Below are 22,099 nucleotides of genomic sequence, written 5' to 3' on the forward strand. Positions count from 1 at the left end.
CCGCCCTGCGTCCCGCTGCTTTAGCGCCGGAGATCCTCCTTTGACCGAATTCGAACACTACTACCAACGCATCCGACGCCAGCAGAAACGTGACACGCTGCTCTGGTCACTGCTGCTGGTGGCACTCTATCTGGCGGCGGGCAGGGTGGCAGAATTTAATCTGCTCACCGTCTGGCAGTCGCTGCCGCATTTTTTTGACTATCTGCATGAAATCCTGCCGGTGCTGCATCTGCCGCTGCTGTTTGCCGACGGCAAAACCGAAGGTTCGCTGGCGTACTGGGGCTACCGTCTGCCGATTCAGCTGCCACTGATCTGGGAAACGCTGCAGCTGGCGCTGGCCTCGACGCTGATCGCGGTGGCCGTGGCGGCGGTGCTGGCCTTTTTCGCCGCCGACAACACCCAGACGCCGGTCAGCGTGCGGATGACCATTCGTGCCTTTGTCGCCTTTCTGCGCACCATGCCGGAACTGGCGTGGGCAGTGATGTTTGTGATGGCCTTTGGCATTGGGGCGATCCCCGGCTTTCTGGCGCTGGCGCTGCACACCGTGGGCAGCCTGACCAAGCTGTTTTATGAGGCGATTGAGTCGGCATCGGATAAGCCGGTGCGCGGCCTGGCCGCCTGTGGCGCCAGCAAGCTGCAGCGGATGCGCTTCGCTTTCTGGCCACAGGTTAAACCGGTCTTTCTCTCTTACAGCTTTATGCGACTGGAAATTAACTTCCGCTCTTCAACCATCCTCGGGCTGGTTGGCGCGGGCGGCATCGGCCAGGAGCTGATGACCAATATCAAACTGGACCGCTACGATCAGGTCAGTATCACGCTGCTGCTGATTCTGATTGTGGTATCGCTGCTGGATACGCTATCTGGCCAGCTTCGTCGCCGTGTGACAGGAGATCGGACATGATGAGCCACGTACCTGATGTCACGCTAATGAAGCAGCAGCATCGTGAACTCTTTGCCGCGCAGCCGCGCTATCTGCGCCGCATAGGACTGATGGCGCTGGTGGTGCTGCTCTACTATCTCTTTTTCTTTTCCGTATTTGGCCTGGAATGGTCGCGCCTGCTGATGGGCTGCCAGCAACTTGGACGCTATTTCCTGCGAATGTTTGTCTGGCATGACTTCATGAACTGGCCGTTTGGCTACTATTTTTCGCAGGTCGGGATTACCCTGGGGATTGTGTTCGCCGGGACGCTGACCGCCTCGCTGCTGGCGCTGCCGCTCTCGTTTCTGGCGGCACGCAACGTCATGCACGATGGCGCGGCAAAACCGCTGGCGTTTCTGATGCGCCGTGTGTTCGATGTGTTACGCGGCATCGACATGGCGATCTGGGGGCTGATATTCGTGCGTGCGGTCGGCATGGGGCCGCTGGCCGGGGTGCTGGCGATTATCCTGCAGGATGTCGGTCTGCTCGGCAAACTCTACGCCGAAGGGCACGAAGCGGTGGAGCGATCGCCAGGTCGCGGACTGAGTGCCGTGGGCGCCAACAGTCTGCAGAAACACCGCTTCGGCATCTTTACCCAGTCATTCCCGCAGTTTCTGGCGCTGAGCCTTTACCAGATTGAGTCCAATACCCGCTCGGCAGCGGTGCTGGGCTTTGTCGGCGCGGGTGGTGTCGGTCTGGTCTACGCCGAGAACATGCGCCTGTGGAACTGGGATGTGGTGATGTTTCTGACGCTGATCCTGGTGGTGGTGGTGATGGTCATGGATGTGATCTCCAGCCGCCTGCGTAAGCGATACATCAGTGGGAAACCGGTGCCGTTGTGGCAGCCTGCTGCGCGCGGTTAAGCCGTTCGCTGCGCTGCCAGGCGCGCTGTAGCGCCTGCATCAGTTGTGCCTGCTGCCAGGGTTTCGCCAGCCGTTCACACAGCGGCAGCGTGACCGGCTGGTGGCGCAGATCCTGACCGCTGATAAGCAATGTCGCCAGCTGTGGCCAGTTCTGATGGGCCTGCCGGATCACCTCTGCGCCGTTAATCTCGCCGGGTAGCATCAGGTCGCTGATCAGCAGGTCGATATCCGGTGTCTGGCGCAGCAGCGCCAGCGCCTCTTCACCGTCGCCACATTCCAGCGTCAGATAACCCAGCTGATGCAGATGCTCGCACAGTGTCTGCCGTACCGCCGGTTCATCATCCAGCACCAGCACCAGCCGGTTACTGGCCGCTTCAACATCTGCTGCAAGGTCAGCCTCACCGGGCACAGGCGGTGGCGGGGCGATAACGGCGGCTTCCGCTGCGCGCGGCAACAAGAGACGCACCGTGGTGCCCTGGCCCGGCGCAGTTTCCAGTTCTATCTGTCCGCCTGACTGCCGCACAAAGCCGTAAACCATGGACAGTCCAAGCCCGCTGCCACTGCCGGTCGCTTTGGTGGTAAAGAAAGGCTCGAAAACCTGTTCGCGCACGTCGGCGGACATGCCGCAGCCGTGGTCGATCACCTCAATTGTGACGCGGTCACGTTTTTCTCCCCCCTCCAGACGACGCTGATTCCAGATGCGCAGCCGGATTTCGCCGTTTTGCTGGTGCATGGCATCGCGCGCATTCACTACCAGATTCATCAGCGCATTTTCCAGCTGGCTGGCATCGATCCAGGCGGGCCAGCCGGGGCGCTGGGCATCAATAATCAGCTGCTGTCCCGGCAGCAGCGAGTGCTGAAGCAAGCCCTGCAGGTTATCCACCAGCGTCACCACCGACACTGCGCGCGGATAGAGCGCCTGTTTGCGCGAGAAGGCCAGCAGGCGCTGCGTCAGCTGGGCGGCGCGATCGGCCGCCTGCCGCGCCCGCTCAATGCGGGTGGCGAGGGGGCCGGGCATCAGCTGGCCTTCAGTCAGCGCCAGACTGCCGATAATCACCGCCAGCAGATTGTTAAAGTCGTGCGCCAGCCCGCCGGTCAGCTGACCGACCGCCTTCATCTTCTGGCTGTGCTGGAGCGCTTCTTCCAGGGTTTTACGTGAGGTGCGGTCCAGCACGGTATTGACCATGCCGCGCCGCGGAATCGGACTGAAACGCAGCTCCAGCGTACGGCCATCGGCCAGCCGGATCTCCTGCTGCTCACCGGGATCGTGCAGATCCACCGCCAGCGGGGCCAGCAGTTGCTGATAGTGGACGCCACGATGGACCTCACGCGGCGCAAGGCCGAGCAGTTCGGCATACTGCGCATTCCACACCACCAGCTGACCATTGTGATCAAACAGAGCAAAGCCGTCGCGCATCGCCAGGAAGGTGGACTCCAGCTGGTTACTCTTCTCTTTCAGCAGCCGTGAGGTGTGGGCCAGCGAGGCGGTATTTCGGGCAAAGACGTTAAAGGCCCGCGCCAGTTCACCCAGTTCGTCACGCCGTTGCAGCCCCGGCACGCTGACGTTCTGTTCGCCCTGCGCCAGACGCGTCATCGCGCCGGCAATCGCTGTCAGGCTCGATCCGAGATTGCGGTAGATGTAGATTCCGGCATAGCCGGTAATCGCCAGCGCCAGCAGCACAAACAGCGCGATAAAGCCGATGATCGAATCAAGTTCGTGGTGAGTGGCCTGGGTACGCGCCTCACTTTGCAGCGCAACCTGCTGCACTGACGCATTGATATCGTCATTCAGCATCGCCACCAGTGCTTTAATCCGGTAGGTGGCATAGGCGATCGCCAGGTCGCTCTGTTCCAGCGCCTCCGCCAGCGGCAGCAGGCGCTGCTGAGTGGCCAGCAGTCGCTGCACGTTCTCGCCCGTGACGCCCGTCAGCGGCACAGTGCGCCACTGATTCATCACCTGCTGAAGCTGTTCAATGACGGCAATGGGCGTGGGTGTGCGAATGGCGATGGTGATCAGCCGTTCGGTTTGCTCACGCAGTGCGGCATCCGGCAGTGTGAGCTGTTCCCGCTGCACCAGCTGGTTGATATGGCTGAGCAGAATCTGGGTCTGCCACAGATCACTCAGCATGTTGTTGCGCTGCAGATGCCGCTGATGGCCATTCAGCAGCAGGCTATTAATCGTCTGCTCCAGCATCAGGCTGCGGGCGCGGATCCGCGCGATGCGATCCGGCTGACGGGCCGCCAGCGGTGCGCTGGCCAGCATGCTCAGCGACTGCTGCAACGCCTGCTGATTCTGCTGCAGGCGCTGCGATTCGCTTTGATACTCCAGTGCCCCGACCACCTGCGACAGCCGCACGGCCGCCGTCGCCACATTGGCGGTATCGCGCGCCAGCGCCAGGCTGCCATTCATATCTGCCAGCGTCTGCGCCTGCGCCTGCTCCTGAATTGCCCCGGCATGACGAAAGCCGATGATCGCCACCACGCTTACCATCAGCGTGACTGACACCACCAGCAGATTGAACATCAACAGGCGTCCACGCGCCCCGGCCTGCCACGGATAACTGCGCTGCATCCCACGACCTCTTAATCACTGCAACGATGCGCCGAGTATAGGAGCGTGATGTCAGGCGTTTATGACAAATATGAACGGCCGCTGACATTTTCCGTTTATCTGGCGTTGTTTTACTGGCGGCTATCCACAGTCCGCAGGAGCGAGGCGATGACAGCCACACCAATACTGGAAATGCGGGGAATTACCCGACGCTTCGGCAATTTTTATGCCCTGAAGGGTGTCGATCTCACGGTCTGGCCCGGTGAGGTTCACGCACTGATGGGTGAGAACGGCGCGGGTAAAAGCACACTGATGAAGATTCTGGCCGGTGCCTATACCGCCAGCAGCGGGGAAATTTTAATTGAAGGTAAGCCCTGGGCACTGAAAGGGCCGAAAGAGGCGCTGGCTGCCGGGATTACCCTGATTTATCAGGAGATCAATCTGGCACCCAACCTGACGGTGGCAGAGAACATTTTTCTGGGTAGCGAAATTGCGCCTGGCGGGCTGGTGAAGCGGCGACAGATGGCTGAAGAGGCGCAGCGGGTCATTGAGCGGCTCGGCGCACAGTTCAGCGCCTGGGATTTAGTCAGTCGTCTGAGCATCGCCGAGCAGCAGCAGGTGGAGATCGCCCGTGCGCTGCAGCGCAACAGCCGCATTCTGGTAATGGATGAGCCGACCGCCGCGCTCTCTAACCGCGAAACCGAACAGCTGTTTGCACTAATCAAACGGCTGCGCAGCGAAGGCATGGCGATTATCTACATCAGCCATCGCATGGCGGAAGTGTATGAGCTGTCTGATCGCGTCAGCGTGCTGCGTGATGGGCAATATGTGGGCAGCCTGACCCGTGACCAGCTTAACGCCAGTGAACTGGTGCGGATGATGGTCGGACGCCCGCTCAGCGACCTGTTTAACAAAGACCGTGCGATCCCTTTAGGCGACATCCGGCTGGCGGTGAATCACCTTACTGATGGCGGCAAAGTGCATCCCAGCAGTCTGGCAGTGCGGGCCGGAGAAATTGTCGGGCTGGCCGGGCTGGTAGGCGCCGGTCGCAGCGAACTGGCGCAGCTGATCTTCGGCGTACATAAGCCGAAAGAGGGCGAGATCTGGATCGACGGTGAGATGGTCACCATTCATTCGCCGCGTGATGCGATTGCCCGTGGCATCGGCTTCCTCACCGAGAACCGCAAAGAGCAGGGACTGTTTCTGGAGATGGCCGCGCAGGAGAACATTGTGATGGCGACGCTGGAACGTGACGCCAGTTACGGGATGCTCAACCGACGCAAAGGGCAGACCATCGCCAATGAGGCGATCGCCTCACTCAATATTCGTGTTCCGCATGCTCAGGTCCGGGCGGGCGGTCTGTCCGGCGGCAACCAGCAAAAGCTGCTGATCTCGCGCTGGGTGGCGATTGGTCCGCGCATCCTGATTCTGGATGAGCCGACGCGCGGCGTTGATGTCGGCGCTAAAAGTGAGATCTACCGCATGATGCAGGAGATGGCGCGGCAGGGCGTGGCGATTTTAATGATCTCCAGCGAACTGCCGGAAGTGGTCGGGATGAGTGACCGCGTTTACGTGATGCACGAAGGCACCATCGTCGGTGAGCTGGAGGGCAGCCACATCAGTCAGGAAAATATTATGACGCTGGCAACCGGTGCGCACAGCGCGTCAACAGGCGAAATCTAAGGAGACCACCATGACACAACTGGCCCGCACCAAAGCGCCGACGCTGAAACGCGCCCTGATGGGCGATCTGCTGCAAACGGTGGGTATCCTGCCGATTCTGATCCTGATCGTGGCGGTATTTGGTTTCGTCACGCCAAACTTTTTTACTGAAGCCAACCTGCTCAACATTACCCGTCAGGCGTCGATCAACATTGTGCTGGCGGCGGGCATGACTTTCGTCATCCTCACCGGCGGTATCGATCTGTCGGTGGGGTCGATGCTGGGCACCACGGCGGTGGTGGCGCTGGTGGCGTCGCTGGACCCGATGCTCGCCTCCCTGACCATTCCGATGGCGCTGGGCGCGGGTCTGGTGATGGGGCTGTTCAACGGCATCCTGGTCGCCTGGGCCGGATTGCCCCCCTTTATTGTCACGCTGGGTACCTACACCGCATTGCGCGGAGCGGCGTATCTGCTGGCGAACGGCACCACGGTGATCAACTCCGATATTAACTTTGAATGGATTGGCAACGGCTATCTCGGGCCGGTGCCGTGGCTGATTGTGATTGCCTTTGCGGTGATTGCCATCTGCTGGTTCATCCTGCGTCGCACCACGCTGGGCGTCCATATCTACGCCGTCGGTGGCAATATCCAGGCTGCACGCCTGACGGGCATCAAGGTTGGCGTCGTGCTGCTGTTTGTCTACGGCATGAGTGGCCTGCTGTCGGGGCTGGCCGGGCTGATGAGTGCCTCGCGGCTCTACAGCGCCAACGGCAACCTGGGCGTAGGTTATGAGCTGGATGCGATTGCGGCGGTGATCCTCGGCGGCACCAGCTTTGTCGGTGGTATCGGCACCATCACCGGCACGCTGATTGGCGCACTGATTATCGCCACGCTGAATAACGGCATGACGCTGATGGGTGTCTCCTATTTCTGGCAGCTGGTGATCAAAGGCGCAGTGATCATCATCGCCGTCCTGATCGACAAATACCGTACCCGTCATCATGTGAGTTGAGGCTTAAAAGGGCGGATGCGTCATCTGGCCTCCGCCACCTAAAAAACGCCATTAAGTGGTTGGCACCTTGAAAACAGCAGGAGAAGGTCTATGCGTTTTAATCCGATTGTAACCGGGCTTCTGGCGGCAACGCTGTTCAGCACCGGCCTGGCCCAGGCAAAAGAACTCAAATCTATCGGCGTAACGGTCGGCGATCTGGCTAACCCCTTCTTCGTGCAGATCACTAAAGGCGCAGAGATGAAGGCGCGTCAGCTGGCGGGCGATAAAGTTAACGTCACGCTGGTCTCCAGCGGGTACGATCTTGGTCAGCAGGTCGGCCAGATTGATAACTTTATTGCGGCGAAAGTCGACATGATTATCCTCAACGCCGCCGACTCAAAAGGGATCGCCCCAGCCGTTAAACGGGCGCGTGACGCCGGTATCGTAGTGGTCGCGGTTGACGTGGCAGCCGATGGCGCAAATGCGACCATCACCTCCGATAACACCCAGGCAGGCGCAATGGCCTGTAAATATATCTCTGACCGTCTGAAGAACAAAGGCAATGTGGTGATCATCAACGGACCGCCTGTCTCTGCCGTGCAGAACCGTGTTGAAGGCTGCATGAACGAGCTGAAAACCCATCCGGACATCAAGCTGCTCTCCTCCAACCAGAACGCCAAAGGCAGTCGTGAAGGCGGACTGGAAGTGATGACCGGTCTGCTCTCGGCTAATCCAAAAATTGATGCGGTATTTGCCATCAATGATCCGACGGCTATCGGTGCGGATTTAGCGGCGAAACAGGCGCAGCGCAGCGAGTTCTTTATCGTGGGCGTCGATGGATCGCCGGACGGGGAAGAGGCATTGAAGCGTAAAAACTCACTGTTTGTCGCCACGCCAGCTCAGGACCCGCAGGTGATGGCCGCCAAAGCGGTTGAGATTGGCTATGACATTCTGCAGGGCAAACCGGCTCCGGATAAACCTGTGCTGATCCCGGTGAAGCTGATCGATCGTAATAATATCGGCAGCTATCAGGGCTGGACGGTGAAATAAGCGTTAGAGCGGCACCTTCAGGTGCCGCTTTCAGGAGGCCACTATGCAACGTTCAGAGGTTAACGACTACCTGCAACATACCCGCGATTTTTTCCGGCAGCAGGATGTGCATCTTCCGTCTTGGGCCGATTACAGCATCAGTCAGTGGCGCGCGCAGGATCGTGAAGTGATACAGGAGATTCTGGCGCTGCGGCTGGGCTGGGATCTCACCAGTTTTGGTGCGGCTGATTTTTTTCAGACCGGATTGACGCTGTTTACTCTGCGTAATGGCTCCCCTGGCGGACAGCCCTGGCATAAACCCTACGCTGAAAAAATTATGCATGTACGTGAAGGGCAACTGACACCCATGCACTACCATCCGCGCAAGATGGAGGACATCATCAATCGCGGTGGTGGCAACCTGATTGTTGAACTGCATAACCGCGACGGGGACGGGCTGGCCGACTCGCCGGTGGTGGTGTCGCTGGATGGCATGCGACAGACCCATGCGGCCGGAACACAGCTGCGGCTTTCACCGGGTGAAAGTGTGACTTTGGAGGCGGGGATCTGGCACAGCTTCTGGGGCGAAAGCGGCTTTGGTGACGTGCTGGTGGGCGAAGTGTCGATGCCCAATGATGACGAGAACGACAATGTGTTTCTGACACCGCTGGCCCGTTTCAACCCGCTGGATGAGGATGAAGCGCCGCGCTGGCTGCTGTGTAATGACTATGCGCATGCCTTTCTCTGAGCCGCATTTATTGCGTTCATTCCCTGAATCTTTTCAATCAATCTCAGTGCAAAATCTCAGTGCAACATTGCCGGCCTCACGGCGGCAGGCCGCGCTGAGCGTGCGCTGTGTTCACCTCAATGATTTCGCGAGGTGTTCAGCGTTATTCAGCCTGAGTTTTCTGATACTGCGGGCGGGGGGCTCACCGAACAGGCGTGCATATTCACGGGTAAACTGCGTCAGACTTTCGTAGCCCACATCTGCCGCAACAGCGGCGACATTACCGGGGCGTAACATAAGCGTCTTGCGCGCCTCGTAAAGCCGGAGATGTTTTTGATACTGCAGCGGGGAAAGTCCGGTGCTGGCCCGGAAACCACGATGAAAAGCTGAAAGACTCATGCCCGCAATCGCCGCCATATCCTCAATACGAAGCGCGGCGGCATAGTGTGTACGCAACCAGACCAGCGCCTTTCTGATCTTCGCGAAATACCCGTTCACCTCTGCTGCCTGACGCAGTAAACCGCCCTGTGGGCTCAGCAACAGCCGATAAAGAATCTCGCGCTCTACTAACGGCGCCATCACCCTAATCTCGCCAGGCTTTGCTATCAGGCGCACCATCCGCAGCCAGGCATCCACCAGCGCCTCATCCACCCGATTGACTGACATGCCACTCTTTGTTTTGGGCGCATCGGTCATGGGCATCTGATGCAACAGTTCGCTGATAGCAGTGAAATCCAGTGTCAGGCGCACCGCCAGATAAGGTGAGATTTCACTGGCCTCTGTAATTTCGCCTGTGGCGGGCAGGTCGAACGACGCCGTGAACATCTCTCCGGCGGAATAGCGGAGAGAGCGTTCGCCCATCTGCAGCCTTTTTTCTCCCTGCAGTATCAGGCTGACGAAAGGCGAATAGATTTCCGGCGGCAGGGGCATCGGCTGACTGACGCGGTAAAGATCCACGCGCGGAATCGCCGTCGCCGTGAGTTCATCAGCCGTGCATGCCAGCATTTCATCTCTTATCGCATCAAGCCTGTTTATGGGACACCTCTCCGGCGGTTGCCGTGTGCAGAGTGAGAAAAGCAGTAACAGGCAAATTTTAGGCAGGATTACAGCCGCCGCACAATCGGCTGAGGATTATTCTCGCTCTCTGACCATTTTACTGGAGGGGATGACATGAGAATTGAGAACGCCGTGATTATGATTACCGGTGCATCGTCGGGCATCGGAGAAGCCACCGCGCGTGCGGCGCTGGAGGCGGGTGCGCAGGTTATTTTACAGGCACGACGCAAAGACCGCCTGGTTGCCCTCGTGGGAGAATCAGGCAAAGCACTGGCTGTGGCCTGCGATGTGACGCAGCCAGAGCAGATTGCAGATGCTGTCAGGCAGGGGATAGCACGCTTTGGCCGGATTGATGTGTTAATCAACAATGCCGGGCAGGGGTTGTTCGCGGCGGTTGAGGAGATTGCTGCAAGCGAGTTCAGAGCGCTGCTCGACCTGAATCTGATCGCGCCGCTGATGATGATGCAGGCGGTGATCCCGCAGATGCGGGCGCAGGGCGAGGGGTGCATTATCAACGTCAGTTCCGGTGCGACTCTGGCAACCTGGCCGGGATCGGCGGCCTATACCAGTTCCAAAGCGGGACTGAATATGCTCTCCGGCGTGGCACGGCTGGAGCTGGCAGACGCCGGGATAACGGTATCTGCTGTTTATCCATTCATGACCGTCTCGGAATTTTACCAGTCGGTGAAATCGGGGCAGGACGTTGCGATTGCGCAGGCACAGCAGAGCGCCGCAATTGCGCATACGCCACAGCGCGTGGCTGAAACGATTCTCACCGTCATTCAGAGCGGAGAGGCGCAGGTCGATCTGGTGCCGCGCGCCTATGGCGGAAGTTATGAGGGATGAGTACCGGCCAGCGGAACGCAGGCCGGGTAAAGTGATTCAGGCGATCTGGCTGGCGCGTAGCGCGGCTTCGGGTTTCATCACGTCAGCGGAAAAGACATAGCCCAGCCCGCGAATGGTGCGAATCAGGTCGGGCTGATGCGGGTTAGTTTCGATTTTGCGGCGCAGTCGCATGATCAGCACATCGATGGTACGGTCAAATACGTCCAGGCTTTCGCTGTGGGTCAGCTCCAGCAACTGATCACGGGTCAGTACTTTGCGGGCATGGCGCACCAGCGCGTGCAGCAGGCTGTATTCTCCCTGGGTCAGCGGCACCAGTTCATGCTGCGGATTAAACAGCTGGCAGCGGCCATCGTCCAGTTGCCAGCCGCCAAAACGCCAGCCCGCCTGTTCGGGGTGAGCCTGCGCAATGCGTCCGCTGCGACGCAGTGCTGCACGGGCGCGCGCCACTACCACGCGTGGATTAAAAGGTTTGGCAATATAGTCATCTGCGCCCATCTCCAGACCCACGACCATCTCCGCTTCCGAACCCATGCCCGTCAGCATAATCACCAGCACGTCCGGCCGCTGACGCTGGAGCTGCTGCAACACCAGCAATCCGTTGGTATCGGGCAACATCATATCCAGCATCACCAGCGAAATTTCCGGGTGTTCGCTGAGCATGGAGAGCGCCTCGCGTCCCTGATGACAGCTGTAGACAGTTAACAGATGTTCACTTAACGCATCCTGCAGGACGTCGCAGACAGCAGGATCATCATCCACCACCAAAATCGCTGGCTTCATGGCGCGGCCTCAATGTTACGAAGGAGTTAATTCTGGAGTCTACACAGGCCAGAAATGGTTGCTGAGGCAGCGTGCTGAAACGTGACCAGCTTCGCCTGTGAGAGTGCGGAAGCGTGCGCTGGCGCAGAGTTTTTCAGGGTGACGCATTTGCCGCAGGAAAACGATTGCGCGGAATCGGTGCATTGCACCATAATCGCGCCCTGTTTTGATTCGGAATCTTCTTAGGCGTGGCCGGCTCTGCCAGGTAATCGATTGCGTCGGCAGGTGGCATGGCAATTGCTTAGGCCAACAGGTTACACAGGGATTTCAGGCGGTTCTGGCAAGCAAGTATGCAGCGGCCAGGACAATGTACCGGAAACAGAATAAATCAGCATGCAAACCCCTTTGGCAAGTGAGACTCCTGTCTCCTGTATCGAGAGATGATGATGTTAGAAAAACTATTCAAACTCAAAGCACATAACACGACGGTTCGTACCGAGATTATCGCCGGGATCACCACCTTCCTGGCGATGGCTTATATTCTGTTTGTGAACCCGAGCATTCTGGGCGCAACCGGCATGGACAAGGGCGCGGTATTTGTCGCGACCTGTCTGGCGGCGGCGATTGGTTGTGTGCTGATGGGGCTGATTGCCAACTATCCGATTGCGCTGGCGCCGGGTATGGGACTGAACGCTTTCTTCACCTATACCGTGGTGCTGCATATGGGCTACACGTGGCAGATTGCGCTGGGTGCGGTGTTTCTCTCAGCAGTGATTTTCTTTGCGATGTCACTGTTTAAGATTCGTGAGTGGATTATTGCCAGTATCCCGCTGCCGCTGCGTGCCGGGATTGGCGCTGGTATCGGGCTGTTTCTGGCAATTATTGCGCTGGAAGGGGCAGGCATCGTGGTTGATAACCCGGCGACGCTGGTGGGTATTGGCGATCTGACTAAACCCGGCCCGCTGCTGGCAATGCTGGGCTTTGTGGTGATCGTGGTGCTGGAAGCACGCCGCGTAACCGGTGCGGTGCTGATCGGCATTCTGCTGGTGACCTTTATCTCCATGGGCATTGGCCTGTCGCCGTTCGCGGGCGTTTTCTCAGCTCCGCCATCGATTGCACCGACCTTTTTGCAGCTTGATATTGCCGGGGCATTTAACGTTGGCCTGGTCAGCGTGATTTTTGCCTTCCTGTTTGTCGATGTGTTTGATAACACCGGCACACTGCTGGGCGTGACCAAACGTGCCGGTCTGGCTGATGAGCAGGGTAACGTGCCGAAGATGGGCCGTGCGCTGATTGCCGACAGTGCCGCTGCACTGTTTGGTTCGCTGCTCGGCACCTCGACCACCACCAGTTATGTGGAATCGGCGGCGGGTGTGAGTGCTGGAGGCCGTACCGGCCTGACGGCGATCGTAGTAGGTGTGCTGTTCCTGCTGGCGCTGTTCTTCTCGCCGCTGGCTTCCAGCGTGCCGGTCTATGCCACCGCACCTGCGCTGCTGTTTGTGGCTGTGCTGATGACATCCGGTCTGGCTGATATTGACTGGAAAGATATTACTACCGCTGCGCCAGTCACCGTGACTGCGTTGACCATGCCGCTGACTTATTCTATTGCTAACGGCATTGCGTTTGGTTTCATTACCTGGACGCTGGTGAAGTTGCTGAGCGGTCGTGTGAAAGAGATAAATGCGGCGCTGGTGATTCTGTCGATTCTGTTTGTGATTAAGCTGGGATGGCTGAGTGCTTAGCTGTTGCCTGGCGGCAGGGATGTTACGCCTTGCGGCGGGCTGGCGCTGAGCGGGTTACGCTGAGAAGGTTACGCCCGCCAGGCGGTGGGGAGTTTCAGGTTGCCCGTGCAGGCGGACGCGTCAAGGGGCGAACGCCCGCCCCTTAACAATCCCGGCGTCCGGCAGCCTGCGCGCCCCGCCTTGCGGGGTGCCTTCGTCACGCCCTGCGGCCTGCGGACCGTCCGGACGCGCCATCCCTGGCGCGTTCCGTCCTTTCGCCGACGTCCTGTCGGCTCATCCTTGCCTCCGGTTGTTCCTCAGCGCTTCGGATGCCTCGGGGAAACCCCAGCCGGTGGGTTTCCTGCCCGGTGGGGGAGTTCAGGCCGCTGAAAGCGGGGGAAGAGCTGCACTGGTTTCGCTTTGCAGCGGGCCTGCTATGACAATGTTACGTTGCGCGGTGCCTGCCCACTGAGCAGGTTACGCCCGCCAGGCGGTGGGGAGTTTCAGGTTGTCCGTGCAGGCGGACGCGTTAAGGGGCGTACGCCCGGCCCTTAACAATCCCGGCGTCCGGCAGCCTGCGCGCCCCGCGTTGCGGGGTCCCTTCGTCACGCCCTGCGGCCTGCGGACCGTCCGGACGCGCCTTCCCTGGCGCGTTCCGTCCTTTCGCCGACGTCCTGTCGGCTCATCCTTGCCTCCGGTTGTTCCTCAGCGCTTCGGATGCCTCAGGTAAACCCCCGCCTTTAATATCCTGGTTTTTATCGGACATAGCGTTGTCTGGTGGTTTGAAAGCCAAAGCTAATTTTGAAAACCATCAGCGGCAATGCACCAGCATTAAAAAGAAGAGGCAACATTTGATAGGGTGAAGAGCCATTCTTCCTGCCAGGCTTAAAACCGCAGGCAATCCTTCAGACTCGCAGCAATTACTTACCCAACACAAAAAGAAGAGATAAAAGTAGATAGGGTGGAAGTGCATTCTTCCTGGCAGGCCAAAACCGCAGGCAATCCTTCAGACTTGCACCGGTGACATACCCAACACAAAAATAAGCGATATCAGCGAGGGTAGAAGGCCATTCTTCCTGCCCGGCAGAGAGACACAGATAATCCTTCAGACTTACAGCGATGACGTACCCAGTACAAAAAGAAGAGATAAAAGCGGGGAAGGAGGCCGTCAGAGCCGCTGAGCGGATGAGGGATTTCAGGAAGAGCGGCAGGGATGCCGCGAAGAGGCGGGTTCGCGCCAGGGATGGCGCGTCCCGCCGGTCCGTAAGAAATCCGGAAGAAGCGAAGGAACCGCGAAGCGGCGGTGAAGCAGGCCGGAGCCCGGGGTCAAGGGGGCGCGGCGACTGGCGCCCCCTTGTTGGTCGCCTGCAGAGGCGTAACTGAAACTGGCCAGCTCACCAGGCGAACGAAACCCTCTCATAGCCCGTTCGCGCAGCGAACACCTCAGCCACCTGCGTGCACCTTAGCCCGTTCGCGCAGCGAACATCCCCCCCTCGCCAGCGGCGAAAAACTTACCTGAAAGGCGGCTCATTAAACGTCCGCAACTTACGCGAATGCAACTTATCACCCTCGGCGCGCAGCAACTCAACCGCATGAATGCCAATCTGCAGATGCTCCGAAATCGCCCCTTCGTAGAAGCGGTTCGCCTGACCAGGCAGCTTAATCTCGCCGTGCAGCGGCTTATCCGAAACGCACAGCAGCGTGCCATACGGCACACGGAAGCGATAACCCTGCGCGGCAATAGTGGCGCTCTCCATATCGACTGCGACGGCGCGGCTCAGGTTAAAGCGCAGAGCCGACGCGGAGTAACGTAACTCCCAGTTGCGATCGTCAGTGGTCACCACGGTGCCAGTACGCAGACGCTGCTTCACCTCTTCGCCAGGCATATTACTCACAGCTTTTGTGGCGTCGTAGAGCGCGCGCTGCACTTCGGCAATGCTAGGCACCGGGATGTCTGGCGGAAGCACGCTGTCGAGCACGTGATCGTCACGCAGATAGGCGTGGGCCAGCACGTAATCGCCAATTCGCTGGCTCTCACGCAGACCGCCACAGTGACCAATCATCAGCCAGGCGTGAGGGCGCATTACCGCGAGATGATCGCAGATGGTTTTAGCATTCGACGGGCCGACGCCGATATTGATCAACGTAATACCACGGCGATTCGGCGAAGTCAGATGCCAGGCTGGCATCTGGTGCTTCTTCCACGCCAGATCAGAAAGCATCGACTCACTGTCGGCGGTGTCCGAGGTCAGCACTACATCGCCGGCACAGGCCAGGCTGTCGTAAGGGGTATTGGGATCGCGTACCTGCTCAATCGCCCAGCGCACAAACTCGTCAACATAACGGGTGTAGTTAGTGAACAGCACAAACGGCTGGAAGTGCTCCACGCTGGTGCCGGTGTAATGACGCAGGCGGGCCAGCGAGAAGTCGGTGCGCAGTGCGTCAAAATGCGACAGCGGGAATTTGGCGTCAGCGTGGAACAGACCGTCGGCGGTCTCATCGCCAATCTGTGACAGCTCGGTGGTCGGGAAGTGGCGTGCAATACCGGCACTCATGGTACGATCCAGTGACAGATCGGAGCCGTCGATCACGTAAGGATAGGGGATCTCCTGGCTGGACGGCACCACGTCAATCTCCAGCTGATACTCCTTCTCCAGCATTGCCAGCTGTTCCGCAATATAGTGACGCAGCAACGCCGGACGGGTGACGGTAGTGCTGTAACTGCCGGTGTGGGTAAAACGTCCCCAGGCACGTGTGCGGTTCTGCTGCGGGCCTTCGCCGTGCCAGGTGATGCGCAGCTCGGGGTAGACAAACAGTCCCGCTGCCCGATCGGCCTCATCCGGCAGCGTGCCGTTTTCGGTGAAGACTTTAATCGCCGCACGCAGCGCATCAACGGCACTGTCGTAGAGGCGTTCAAGTTCATCCAGCGCCTGCTGGCTGGTCAGGTTTTTCCGTAGTGTCGGCATGGTTTCTCCTTCCATTTTTTTCCGCAATTTGCCCCAAGCTTAGCGGGTTTGCTGCAGAGATTGGTGAAGAATCTGTGATTGCTGATTTTACGCGCTAACAAAGCGGGAAATCTGAGCAGTACGGTTTTAAGGATGAGTCAGTCGCACTGAGGTCCGTTAAGTAAATCTTTACTATCAGACAGGATGATTAGCCGTCATTAACTGCGTTACGGATGACGAATGCGCCGTAAAGCAGCCTTATGCAAGCCGGCGGTAATCGATCATAACGTCAGGTAAATAATCAGAATTGCTACAGCGGACAGGGCGGTGAGGCAGAATCTGCCGTAACGGGATTAAAAAGTTTGTAACCATGATTAATTTGCGCCGGAAAGACTTTGCATATTTCTCAGCCCCCTATCATCATTAGATCTCCTATCCAGTCACTTCTGATTTGGTAATCCTTTGCAAAATCCCGGCGTAGCAGTGATGCAGGCGATCAGGCGCACGGCGTGGTATCCAAAACGCCGCTCTTATCGCACGCTCTACTGGCGTGAAATATCGCCACTGGCAGTGCCTATCTTCTTCGAGAACGCCTGTGTGTTGTTGATGGGCGTTCTGAGCACCTTCCTGGTCAGCTGGCTGGGTAAAGAAGCGATGGCAGGCGTGGGCCTGGCTGACAGCTTCAACATGGTGATCATCTCATTCTTTGCCGCCATCGATCTCGGCACCACGGTGGTGGTGGCATTCAGCCTGGCAAAACGCAACGGGAAGCGCGCCCGCGCCGCCACGCGACAGTCGCTGGCTATGATGACGATACTCGCCTTTGTGCTGGTGATCGCCATTGAGTTCTGGGGCCATTTGATTGTCGATGCGATCGCCGGTGCAGCCGATCCCAAAGTGAAAGAACTGGCGCTGAGCTATCTGCAGACGTCCGCCTGGAGCTATCCGGCTGCGGCCATCACACTGATCGGCAGCGGGGCGCTGCGCGGTGCAGGCAACACCAAAATTCCGATGCTGATTAACGGCGGCATGAACATCCTGAACATCATCATCAGTAGCGTGCTGATTTATGGCTGCTTCTCGTGGGACGGTTTAGGCTTTATCGGGGCCGGACTCGGACTTACCATCACCCGCTATATCGGGGCGATCGCGGTGATTTACGTGCTGATGATCGGCTTTAACGCCTCGCTGAAAATCACGCTATCGAGCTATTTCCGGCGCTGGAACAGCAGCATCCTGATGGAAGTTTTAGGCATAGGTGTGCCTGCCAGTATCGAGTCTGTGTTGTTCAACGGCGGCAAACTCCTGACCCAGGTCTTTGTGGCAGGGATGGGCACCAGTGAAATTGCCGGTAACTTCATCGCGTTCTCTGTTGCATCCCTGATCAACCTGCCGGGCAATGCGCTGGGCTCTGCATCCACCATTATTACCGGCACACGATTAGGCCGGAATCAGGTGTTCCAGGCGGAACGCCAGGTGCGGCATGTTTTCTGGCTGGCGACGGCATGTCTGAGTGCGATAGCGCTGTTGACCGTACCGCTGGCCGGGTTACTGGCCCGCTTCTATACCAGCGATCCGGAGGTGATAAACGTAACGAAGCACCTGCTCTGGCTTAACGCGCTCTTTATGCCGCTATGGGCCGCGTCCTGGGTGCTGCCCGCCGGACTTAAGGGCGCGCGTGATGCGCGTTACACCATGTATGTCTCAATGTTCAGCATGTGGTGCGCCCGTGTGGTGGCCGGTTATCTGCTCGGCATTGTGCTTGGGATGGGCGTCACCGGTGTCTGGCTGGGGATGTTCCTCGACTGGACGGTGCGCGGCATCTTCTTCTGGTGGCGGCTCAATAGCGGTAAGTGGCTCGATCGCTACCGGAAGATGATCGCCAAAACCGGTTAGCGTTCTGCTTACGCCTTCCCTGATTCTGGGGGAGGCGTTAAATCTCATTCCCGCCCCAAAAAATAACATCTCCGTCACATCTCCAGACTTCTGGTCCTAAATTCAGACAGTTGCACAAAGCCAGCCTCATCAGACGGGGTTAGCGTAATGCCTGCTGCGCACTGACGCAGAGATTACTTATCAAGGTGACCCTATGATCCGTCTCAAAACGGCGCTGGCACTTCTGCCGCTGCTGTGTAGCTGCCCGCTGTGGGCGACAACCTTTGTCTATGTGTCGAATGCTGAATCCGGCACCGTTTCCCGCTATCAGCTCAGTGAGGCGAACGGCAGCCTGAAATGGTGGGGCGATACGCCGGCCGGAAAAAAAATCATGCCGCTGGCGGCCAGCCCGGATGGTAAACATCTCTATGGTGCGCTGCGCAGTCCGCCTTATTCGATCATCAGCTGGCGCGTTACCGGGCCGCAGGGTGATTTGCAGAAACTGGCGGTAACGCCGGTTGCAGCTAGCTTCCCGTGGATTACCACTGATAAGAGCGGACGCTATCTGCTGGCCGCCTCCTATGACAGCGATATCGTCACCAGCAACCGGATTGATGACAAAGGGATTGTGACCGCGCAGGTCACGGGCGAAGTGAAAACCGGGCCCCATGCCCATTCCGTAATTACCGACGTCACTAACCATTCACTCTACGTTGGCAATCTTGGCGCGGATCGGGTGCTGCAATATACCTTTGCCAGTGACGGGGCCATCACGCCACTGGGCACCGGTTTTGTTCAGGGCGAGAAAAACAGCGGCGCACGACATTCCGTGATTTCGCCAGATAATCGTTTTCTCTACAACCTCGCGGAGATGAGCGGCACCATCACGCAATTCCGACGTGCAGCGGATGGCTCGCTGTCAGAGCTGAAACGCTGGCCAAATGCGGTGGTTAAGAAATATAACCTGCAGCATGGCGAGCAGCGCCCGGCGGGTTACAGCGATCCGACACCGCGCATCTGGGCGGCAGACATCAAAATTACGCCGGATGGGCAATTTATCTACGTGACCGAGCGCACCTCCAGCACCGTCAGCGGCTACCGGGTGGATAAACAATCCGGTGAGTTAACGCTAATCGGCAGCTGGCCGGTTGAAAAACAGCCGCGCAGTATAGCTATCGATGCAAAGGGCAAATGGCTGATCGTCAGCGGCGAGAAGAGTGCCGTGATTGGCAGTTACGCTATCGATCCTGCCAGCGGCGAACTGAAACGGGTCGCTGAAGCACCTGCTGGTAAAGGCGCGAACTGGGTGACGCTGATTACGCAGTAACAGACCTGTTTCTGGCGCTGACTAATCAGCCGGGCAGGCTGCTTATGCCATCTCCGGCATAAGCAGCGCAGAAATTTTTGCTTCAGATTGCGCGCACAAACAGGTTTACTCAGGGCATCAACCGATGCGGAGAACCTGAGATGAAACAGAAACTGATAGCCTGGTTTGAACAGCTGCTGAGTGGCCCCGGAGTGAGTCAGCATGGGCATGATATCAATGTCGAGCTGCTGCTGCCGCTGAGCCAGCTGTATGGGCTGGAATATTATCCGGCTGTGCATCGCTATCATGAAAAATAGTGGTTGTTGTGTTTTGTGTGTTTGAAGACCCGTAATCTGAGCGGGCTTTTTTACGCAAGGGGATTGAGAGGCTGAGTCCGTTGATGAGTAGAGGTTCAATTTGGCAAAAATGCACTCAGGCAAAACAATAATGACGTCTCCTGAACGTCTCTTACGCCACGAGTATCAATCTCAGATCTAAAAAGCCCGGCGTTTTTTCTTTGAGACAAGTTTGTGCCATAACGGCATCTACCGCTTATTGGCCAATAATGAAATGGAACAACCATTGCCAAAATGCATATCTGAAAAAGGGTGTGGGATGACGTGTTTTTAATTGAAAGGGGATAAATATGAAGGAAGGGATATCCAACGGGTATAAAGCAAAAAAGCAGATATCCGAAGATATCTGCTTTCTCTAATTCTGGCTCCTCTGACTGGACTCGAACCAGTGACATACGGATTAACAGTCCGCCGTTCTACCGACTGAACTACAGAGGAATCGTTTGAACGAGGCGAATATTAACGGCGTCGCTCTAAGGTGTCAACAGCAAAAAATACATTATCATTCAACTGGCTAGGTTTAACGCAAAGCGATCGGGATTTAAGCAGTTTGCGCCGTGTCAGTAGCGATCCGGGTCAGCGGATCCTGCTGATAAAACTGTCGCAGATGCTGATACATGGCGGGAAAGCGTTCTGCCAGCAGAACCGGGGCCGTAAAGAAATATTCTGAGAGCACAGCGAAGCACTCAGCCGGATCGCTGGCGGCATAAGGATCAATAGTGGCAGCCTGTTCGCCCACCAGCTCGACCTCACTCTCAATTTCTGCCATCGCGGCACGCAAATCCTTTTCCCACTGCGCCACGTCTCGCAGCGGTATCACCGGAACACCGCTGGTGTAACCACTGCCGCGCGCATCCAGCTTATGTGCCACCTCATGAATAACCAGATTAAAGCCGGAGAGGTCAAAGGAGTCCTGAATATCCAGCCAGTTGAGGACTACCGGTCCCTGTGTCCAGCTCTGTCCTGAGTGAACGGCAGGCGCACTGTGAACCAGCCCATGCTCATCCTGCCAGTGATCGTCGACCTCGAATGGCTCGGGATAGATCAGCACATCGTGAAAACCGTCCAGCCACTCCAGACCCAGCTTCAGGACAGGCAGAGAAAAGAGCAGGGCGATGCGCACGCTGCGCAGTTCATCAAGCTGTGCACCCTCGAGAGGCACCAGTTTTTTCTGCTGCAGAAAGCGCTTTGCCAGCTCAACCAACGCCTGTTGCTCGTCATTGCTGAGCAGGCTGAATACCGGCTGTGCCAGACCCTGCTGCCACGGTAATGTAGCCAGCATGTCGTCATGCGTTTTCCAGGGCCATTTAAACATCGCAACTCCCGCACAGAATCGGACTATTTCACTATCCTGACGCGGCAGATATAAAAATGCCAGCATCGAATGCTGGCACCAGTTGCTGGCTACAGGGCTGAAGGCTGTCTATTCAACCCGTTAGCGCGACCGTTGTCTGTGATTCAACCCGCAAAGCGCAGGGCTAAAGCATTAGTTGCGTTCGATGCGCTGAAATTCAATGACCCAGACCCAGGGATTCACTTCCCAGCTGGTCGCGCCGTACTGTTTTTCCCAGGCTTTGCGATACGCCTCTTTAGGCGATTCTGAGTTGGCGTTCATGGTGAAGAAGTTATTCAGGAAGTGCGAATCGGTCTGTACGCCCTCTGCCCGGATGTCATCTTCACTGATGTCCTGAATTTTCTCCGCGCGGACGCCGGTAATTTCGAGGTTGATACGGCTGGCCCAGCGAGGCATATGGATGGCGGTCTGCCAGCCAAACTCTTCGGCCTCTGGCGTACTCAGTGCATGCTGACCCAGCTCATTACTGTCGGCCCGATACTGGCAATATTCCGGCAGGCGAAACGGCGTCGGGTCACGTTCATATTCGGCCAGATCGCTCTCTGGCACCATTGGGCCACGCCAGGTTTCACGCACCCAGAGTATGTCACCCGGTTTGCCATAGGGGCATTGATAGCTGATGTCAGCCATCGACATCATTTTGTAGCCGTGCAGATGGTTAGCACTCACATCGAAGGCGTGCACGCCCTCGTGATGATCCTGTCCCGGACCGAAAGCCTGAGTTTTCATAATGCGCCGGGTTTGCGTTTGCTGGCCAACCAACAGGGCACGAACACGCTGTTCGGAAAAAAGAATCGGCCGTTCTTTCATTGATTACCTCTTTTTTATTAGTAGAACCCGGTTACTGCTGTAAACATCCATTCACGTCACATCTCAGAGTCATCATAAAAGCTTTAAATCATTTTGCTTAATAATTTGTCGCCTGACAGTCACTTTAAAGTTGTCACGTTGGGTATTAAAAAAACGCAAAATGCAAAAAGCGCACCAACGCTTTAGATATCATGGACGCAACACGACGATTAGCCCGGATACAGTACGTTATAACGATAAAAATAGGAACCTTTTCAGACTTTTTCGCCTGCTTTTGTGCACAGTTTTACAATTAAACACGTGACAAAAAAAAGTTAAACAGGGTCTGT

Annotated in this window: 17 protein-coding genes and 1 tRNA gene; 11 read left to right on the forward strand and 7 right to left on the reverse strand. The window is 57.4% G+C overall.

The features are described 5' to 3' along the window. Nucleotides 1-40: 40 nt before the first annotated feature. Nucleotides 41-901, forward strand: coding sequence for a phosphonate ABC transporter, permease protein PhnE (gene phnE, locus NP77_RS09570; RefSeq protein WP_039659943.1), 861 nt, complete (start codon nt 41-43; stop codon nt 899-901). Continuing rightward, nucleotides 898-1,782: a phosphonate ABC transporter, permease protein PhnE gene (phnE, locus tag NP77_RS09575; protein ID WP_008926898.1), complete on the forward strand. Its 885-nt coding sequence runs from the start codon at nt 898-900 to the stop codon at nt 1,780-1,782. The genes phnE (NP77_RS09570) and phnE (NP77_RS09575) overlap by 4 nt, the downstream gene beginning before the upstream one ends. On the opposite strand, the gene NP77_RS09580 is transcribed toward phnE (NP77_RS09575), so the two are convergent. After that, nucleotides 1,736-4,354 (reverse strand): ATP-binding protein, encoded by a 2,619-nt coding sequence (locus NP77_RS09580; protein WP_039659945.1) that lies wholly within the window; start codon nt 4,352-4,354, stop codon nt 1,736-1,738. The two genes, phnE (NP77_RS09575) and NP77_RS09580, sit on opposite strands and share 47 nt — an antisense overlap. 147 nt (nt 4,355-4,501) lie before the next feature. Between NP77_RS09580 and NP77_RS09585 the strand changes: the two genes are divergently transcribed. From NP77_RS09585 to NP77_RS09600, 4 genes are all read left to right on the forward strand, one after another. Beyond that, the gene (locus NP77_RS09585; protein WP_039659947.1) at nt 4,502-6,016 is read left to right on the forward strand and encodes a sugar ABC transporter ATP-binding protein; all 1,515 of its coding nucleotides are present in this window, start codon (nt 4,502-4,504) and stop codon (nt 6,014-6,016) included. Between the two features lie 10 nt (nt 6,017-6,026). Then, nucleotides 6,027-7,007, forward strand: a complete 981-nt coding sequence (locus tag NP77_RS09590; RefSeq protein ID WP_008926895.1) for a ribose ABC transporter permease — start codon at nt 6,027-6,029, stop codon at nt 7,005-7,007. 90 nt (nt 7,008-7,097) lie between these two features. Then, complete coding sequence (locus NP77_RS09595) at nt 7,098-8,036, forward strand: ABC transporter substrate-binding protein (RefSeq protein WP_008926894.1); 939 nt, start codon at nt 7,098-7,100, stop codon at nt 8,034-8,036. A gap of 43 nt (nt 8,037-8,079) precedes the next feature. Then, a complete protein-coding gene (locus tag NP77_RS09600) occupies nt 8,080-8,763 on the forward strand; it encodes a D-lyxose/D-mannose family sugar isomerase (protein ID WP_039659950.1) in 684 nt (227 codons plus the stop codon). A 111-nt stretch (nt 8,764-8,874) separates the two neighbouring features. Here the strand turns inward: NP77_RS09600 and NP77_RS09605 are convergent, their stop codons facing one another. Further along, complete coding sequence (locus tag NP77_RS09605; protein WP_039659953.1) at nt 8,875-9,747, reverse strand: AraC family transcriptional regulator; 873 nt, start codon at nt 9,745-9,747, stop codon at nt 8,875-8,877. A gap of 165 nt (nt 9,748-9,912) precedes the next feature. On the opposite strand from NP77_RS09605, the gene NP77_RS09610 reads away from it, so the two are divergent. Next, nucleotides 9,913-10,644: an SDR family oxidoreductase gene (locus NP77_RS09610; protein WP_039659955.1), complete on the forward strand. Its 732-nt coding sequence runs from the start codon at nt 9,913-9,915 to the stop codon at nt 10,642-10,644. A 36-nt stretch (nt 10,645-10,680) separates the two neighbouring features. Here the strand turns inward: NP77_RS09610 and NP77_RS09615 are convergent, their stop codons facing one another. Then, entirely contained in the window at nt 10,681-11,424 is a 744-nt protein-coding gene (locus NP77_RS09615) for a response regulator (RefSeq protein WP_003852465.1), read from the reverse strand. A 422-nt stretch (nt 11,425-11,846) separates the two neighbouring features. Between NP77_RS09615 and NP77_RS09620 the strand changes: the two genes are divergently transcribed. Continuing rightward, a complete protein-coding gene (locus tag NP77_RS09620; RefSeq protein WP_008926891.1) occupies nt 11,847-13,145 on the forward strand; it encodes an NCS2 family permease in 1,299 nt (432 codons plus the stop codon). 1,490 nt (nt 13,146-14,635) lie between these two features. Here the strand turns inward: NP77_RS09620 and NP77_RS09630 are convergent. Then, complete coding sequence (locus NP77_RS09630) at nt 14,636-16,090, reverse strand: AMP nucleosidase (RefSeq protein ID WP_039659960.1); 1,455 nt, start codon at nt 16,088-16,090, stop codon at nt 14,636-14,638. Nucleotides 16,091-16,555: 465 nt separating this feature from the next. Between NP77_RS09630 and NP77_RS09635 the strand changes: the two genes are divergently transcribed. The 3 genes from NP77_RS09635 (at nt 16,556) to NP77_RS23650 (ending at nt 19,567) form a co-directional block, all read left to right on the forward strand. Then, a complete protein-coding gene (locus tag NP77_RS09635; protein ID WP_039659961.1) occupies nt 16,556-17,965 on the forward strand; it encodes an EmmdR/YeeO family multidrug/toxin efflux MATE transporter in 1,410 nt (469 codons plus the stop codon). Between the two features lie 193 nt (nt 17,966-18,158). Further along, the gene (locus tag NP77_RS09640) at nt 18,159-19,271 is read left to right on the forward strand and encodes a beta-propeller fold lactonase family protein (protein ID WP_039659962.1); all 1,113 of its coding nucleotides are present in this window, start codon (nt 18,159-18,161) and stop codon (nt 19,269-19,271) included. A gap of 140 nt (nt 19,272-19,411) precedes the next feature. Beyond that, nucleotides 19,412-19,567 carry a hypothetical protein gene (locus NP77_RS23650; protein ID WP_003854427.1) on the forward strand — a complete coding sequence of 52 codons (156 nt, stop codon included), beginning with the start codon at nt 19,412-19,414 and terminating at the stop codon, nt 19,565-19,567. A gap of 401 nt (nt 19,568-19,968) precedes the next feature. Here the strand turns inward: NP77_RS23650 and NP77_RS09645 are convergent. From NP77_RS09645 to NP77_RS09655, 3 genes are all read right to left on the reverse strand, one after another. Further along, nucleotides 19,969-20,044 (reverse strand) — tRNA-Asn (locus tag NP77_RS09645). A gap of 103 nt (nt 20,045-20,147) precedes the next feature. Beyond that, entirely contained in the window at nt 20,148-20,921 is a 774-nt protein-coding gene (mtfA, locus tag NP77_RS09650) for a DgsA anti-repressor MtfA (protein WP_008926889.1), read from the reverse strand. 171 nt (nt 20,922-21,092) lie between these two features. Continuing rightward, nucleotides 21,093-21,770, reverse strand: a complete 678-nt coding sequence (locus tag NP77_RS09655; protein ID WP_003854430.1) for a hypothetical protein — start codon at nt 21,768-21,770, stop codon at nt 21,093-21,095. Nucleotides 21,771-22,099 lie beyond the last annotated feature (329 nt).

The organism is Pantoea sp. MBLJ3 (assembly GCF_000816655.1).
GTDB classification, from domain to species: domain Bacteria; phylum Pseudomonadota; class Gammaproteobacteria; order Enterobacterales; family Enterobacteriaceae; genus Pantoea; species Pantoea eucalypti.

Excerpts from the sequence above, each read along its gene's own strand:
- phnE (WP_008926898.1), top strand. The coding sequence starts at position 898 with ATGATGAGCCACGTACCTGATGTCACGCTAATGAAGCAGCAGCATCGT.
- NP77_RS09580 (WP_039659945.1), bottom strand. The coding sequence starts at position 4,354 with ATGCAGCGCAGTTATCCGTGGCAGGCCGGGGCGCGTGGACGCCTGTTG.
- NP77_RS09585 (WP_039659947.1), top strand. The coding sequence starts at position 4,502 with ATGACAGCCACACCAATACTGGAAATGCGGGGAATTACCCGACGCTTC.
- NP77_RS09590 (WP_008926895.1), top strand. The coding sequence starts at position 6,027 with ATGACACAACTGGCCCGCACCAAAGCGCCGACGCTGAAACGCGCCCTG.
- NP77_RS09595 (WP_008926894.1), top strand. The coding sequence starts at position 7,098 with ATGCGTTTTAATCCGATTGTAACCGGGCTTCTGGCGGCAACGCTGTTC.
- NP77_RS09600 (WP_039659950.1), top strand. The coding sequence starts at position 8,080 with ATGCAACGTTCAGAGGTTAACGACTACCTGCAACATACCCGCGATTTT.
- NP77_RS09605 (WP_039659953.1), bottom strand. The coding sequence starts at position 9,747 with ATGCTGGCATGCACGGCTGATGAACTCACGGCGACGGCGATTCCGCGC.
- NP77_RS09610 (WP_039659955.1), top strand. The coding sequence starts at position 9,913 with ATGAGAATTGAGAACGCCGTGATTATGATTACCGGTGCATCGTCGGGC.
- NP77_RS09615 (WP_003852465.1), bottom strand. The coding sequence starts at position 11,424 with ATGAAGCCAGCGATTTTGGTGGTGGATGATGATCCTGCTGTCTGCGAC.
- NP77_RS09620 (WP_008926891.1), top strand. The coding sequence starts at position 11,847 with ATGATGTTAGAAAAACTATTCAAACTCAAAGCACATAACACGACGGTT.
- NP77_RS09630 (WP_039659960.1), bottom strand. The coding sequence starts at position 16,090 with ATGCCGACACTACGGAAAAACCTGACCAGCCAGCAGGCGCTGGATGAA.
- NP77_RS09635 (WP_039659961.1), top strand. The coding sequence starts at position 16,556 with ATGCAGGCGATCAGGCGCACGGCGTGGTATCCAAAACGCCGCTCTTAT.
- NP77_RS09640 (WP_039659962.1), top strand. The coding sequence starts at position 18,159 with ATGATCCGTCTCAAAACGGCGCTGGCACTTCTGCCGCTGCTGTGTAGC.
- NP77_RS23650 (WP_003854427.1), top strand. The coding sequence starts at position 19,412 with ATGAAACAGAAACTGATAGCCTGGTTTGAACAGCTGCTGAGTGGCCCC.
- mtfA (WP_008926889.1), bottom strand. The coding sequence starts at position 20,921 with ATGTTTAAATGGCCCTGGAAAACGCATGACGACATGCTGGCTACATTA.
- NP77_RS09655 (WP_003854430.1), bottom strand. The coding sequence starts at position 21,770 with ATGAAAGAACGGCCGATTCTTTTTTCCGAACAGCGTGTTCGTGCCCTG.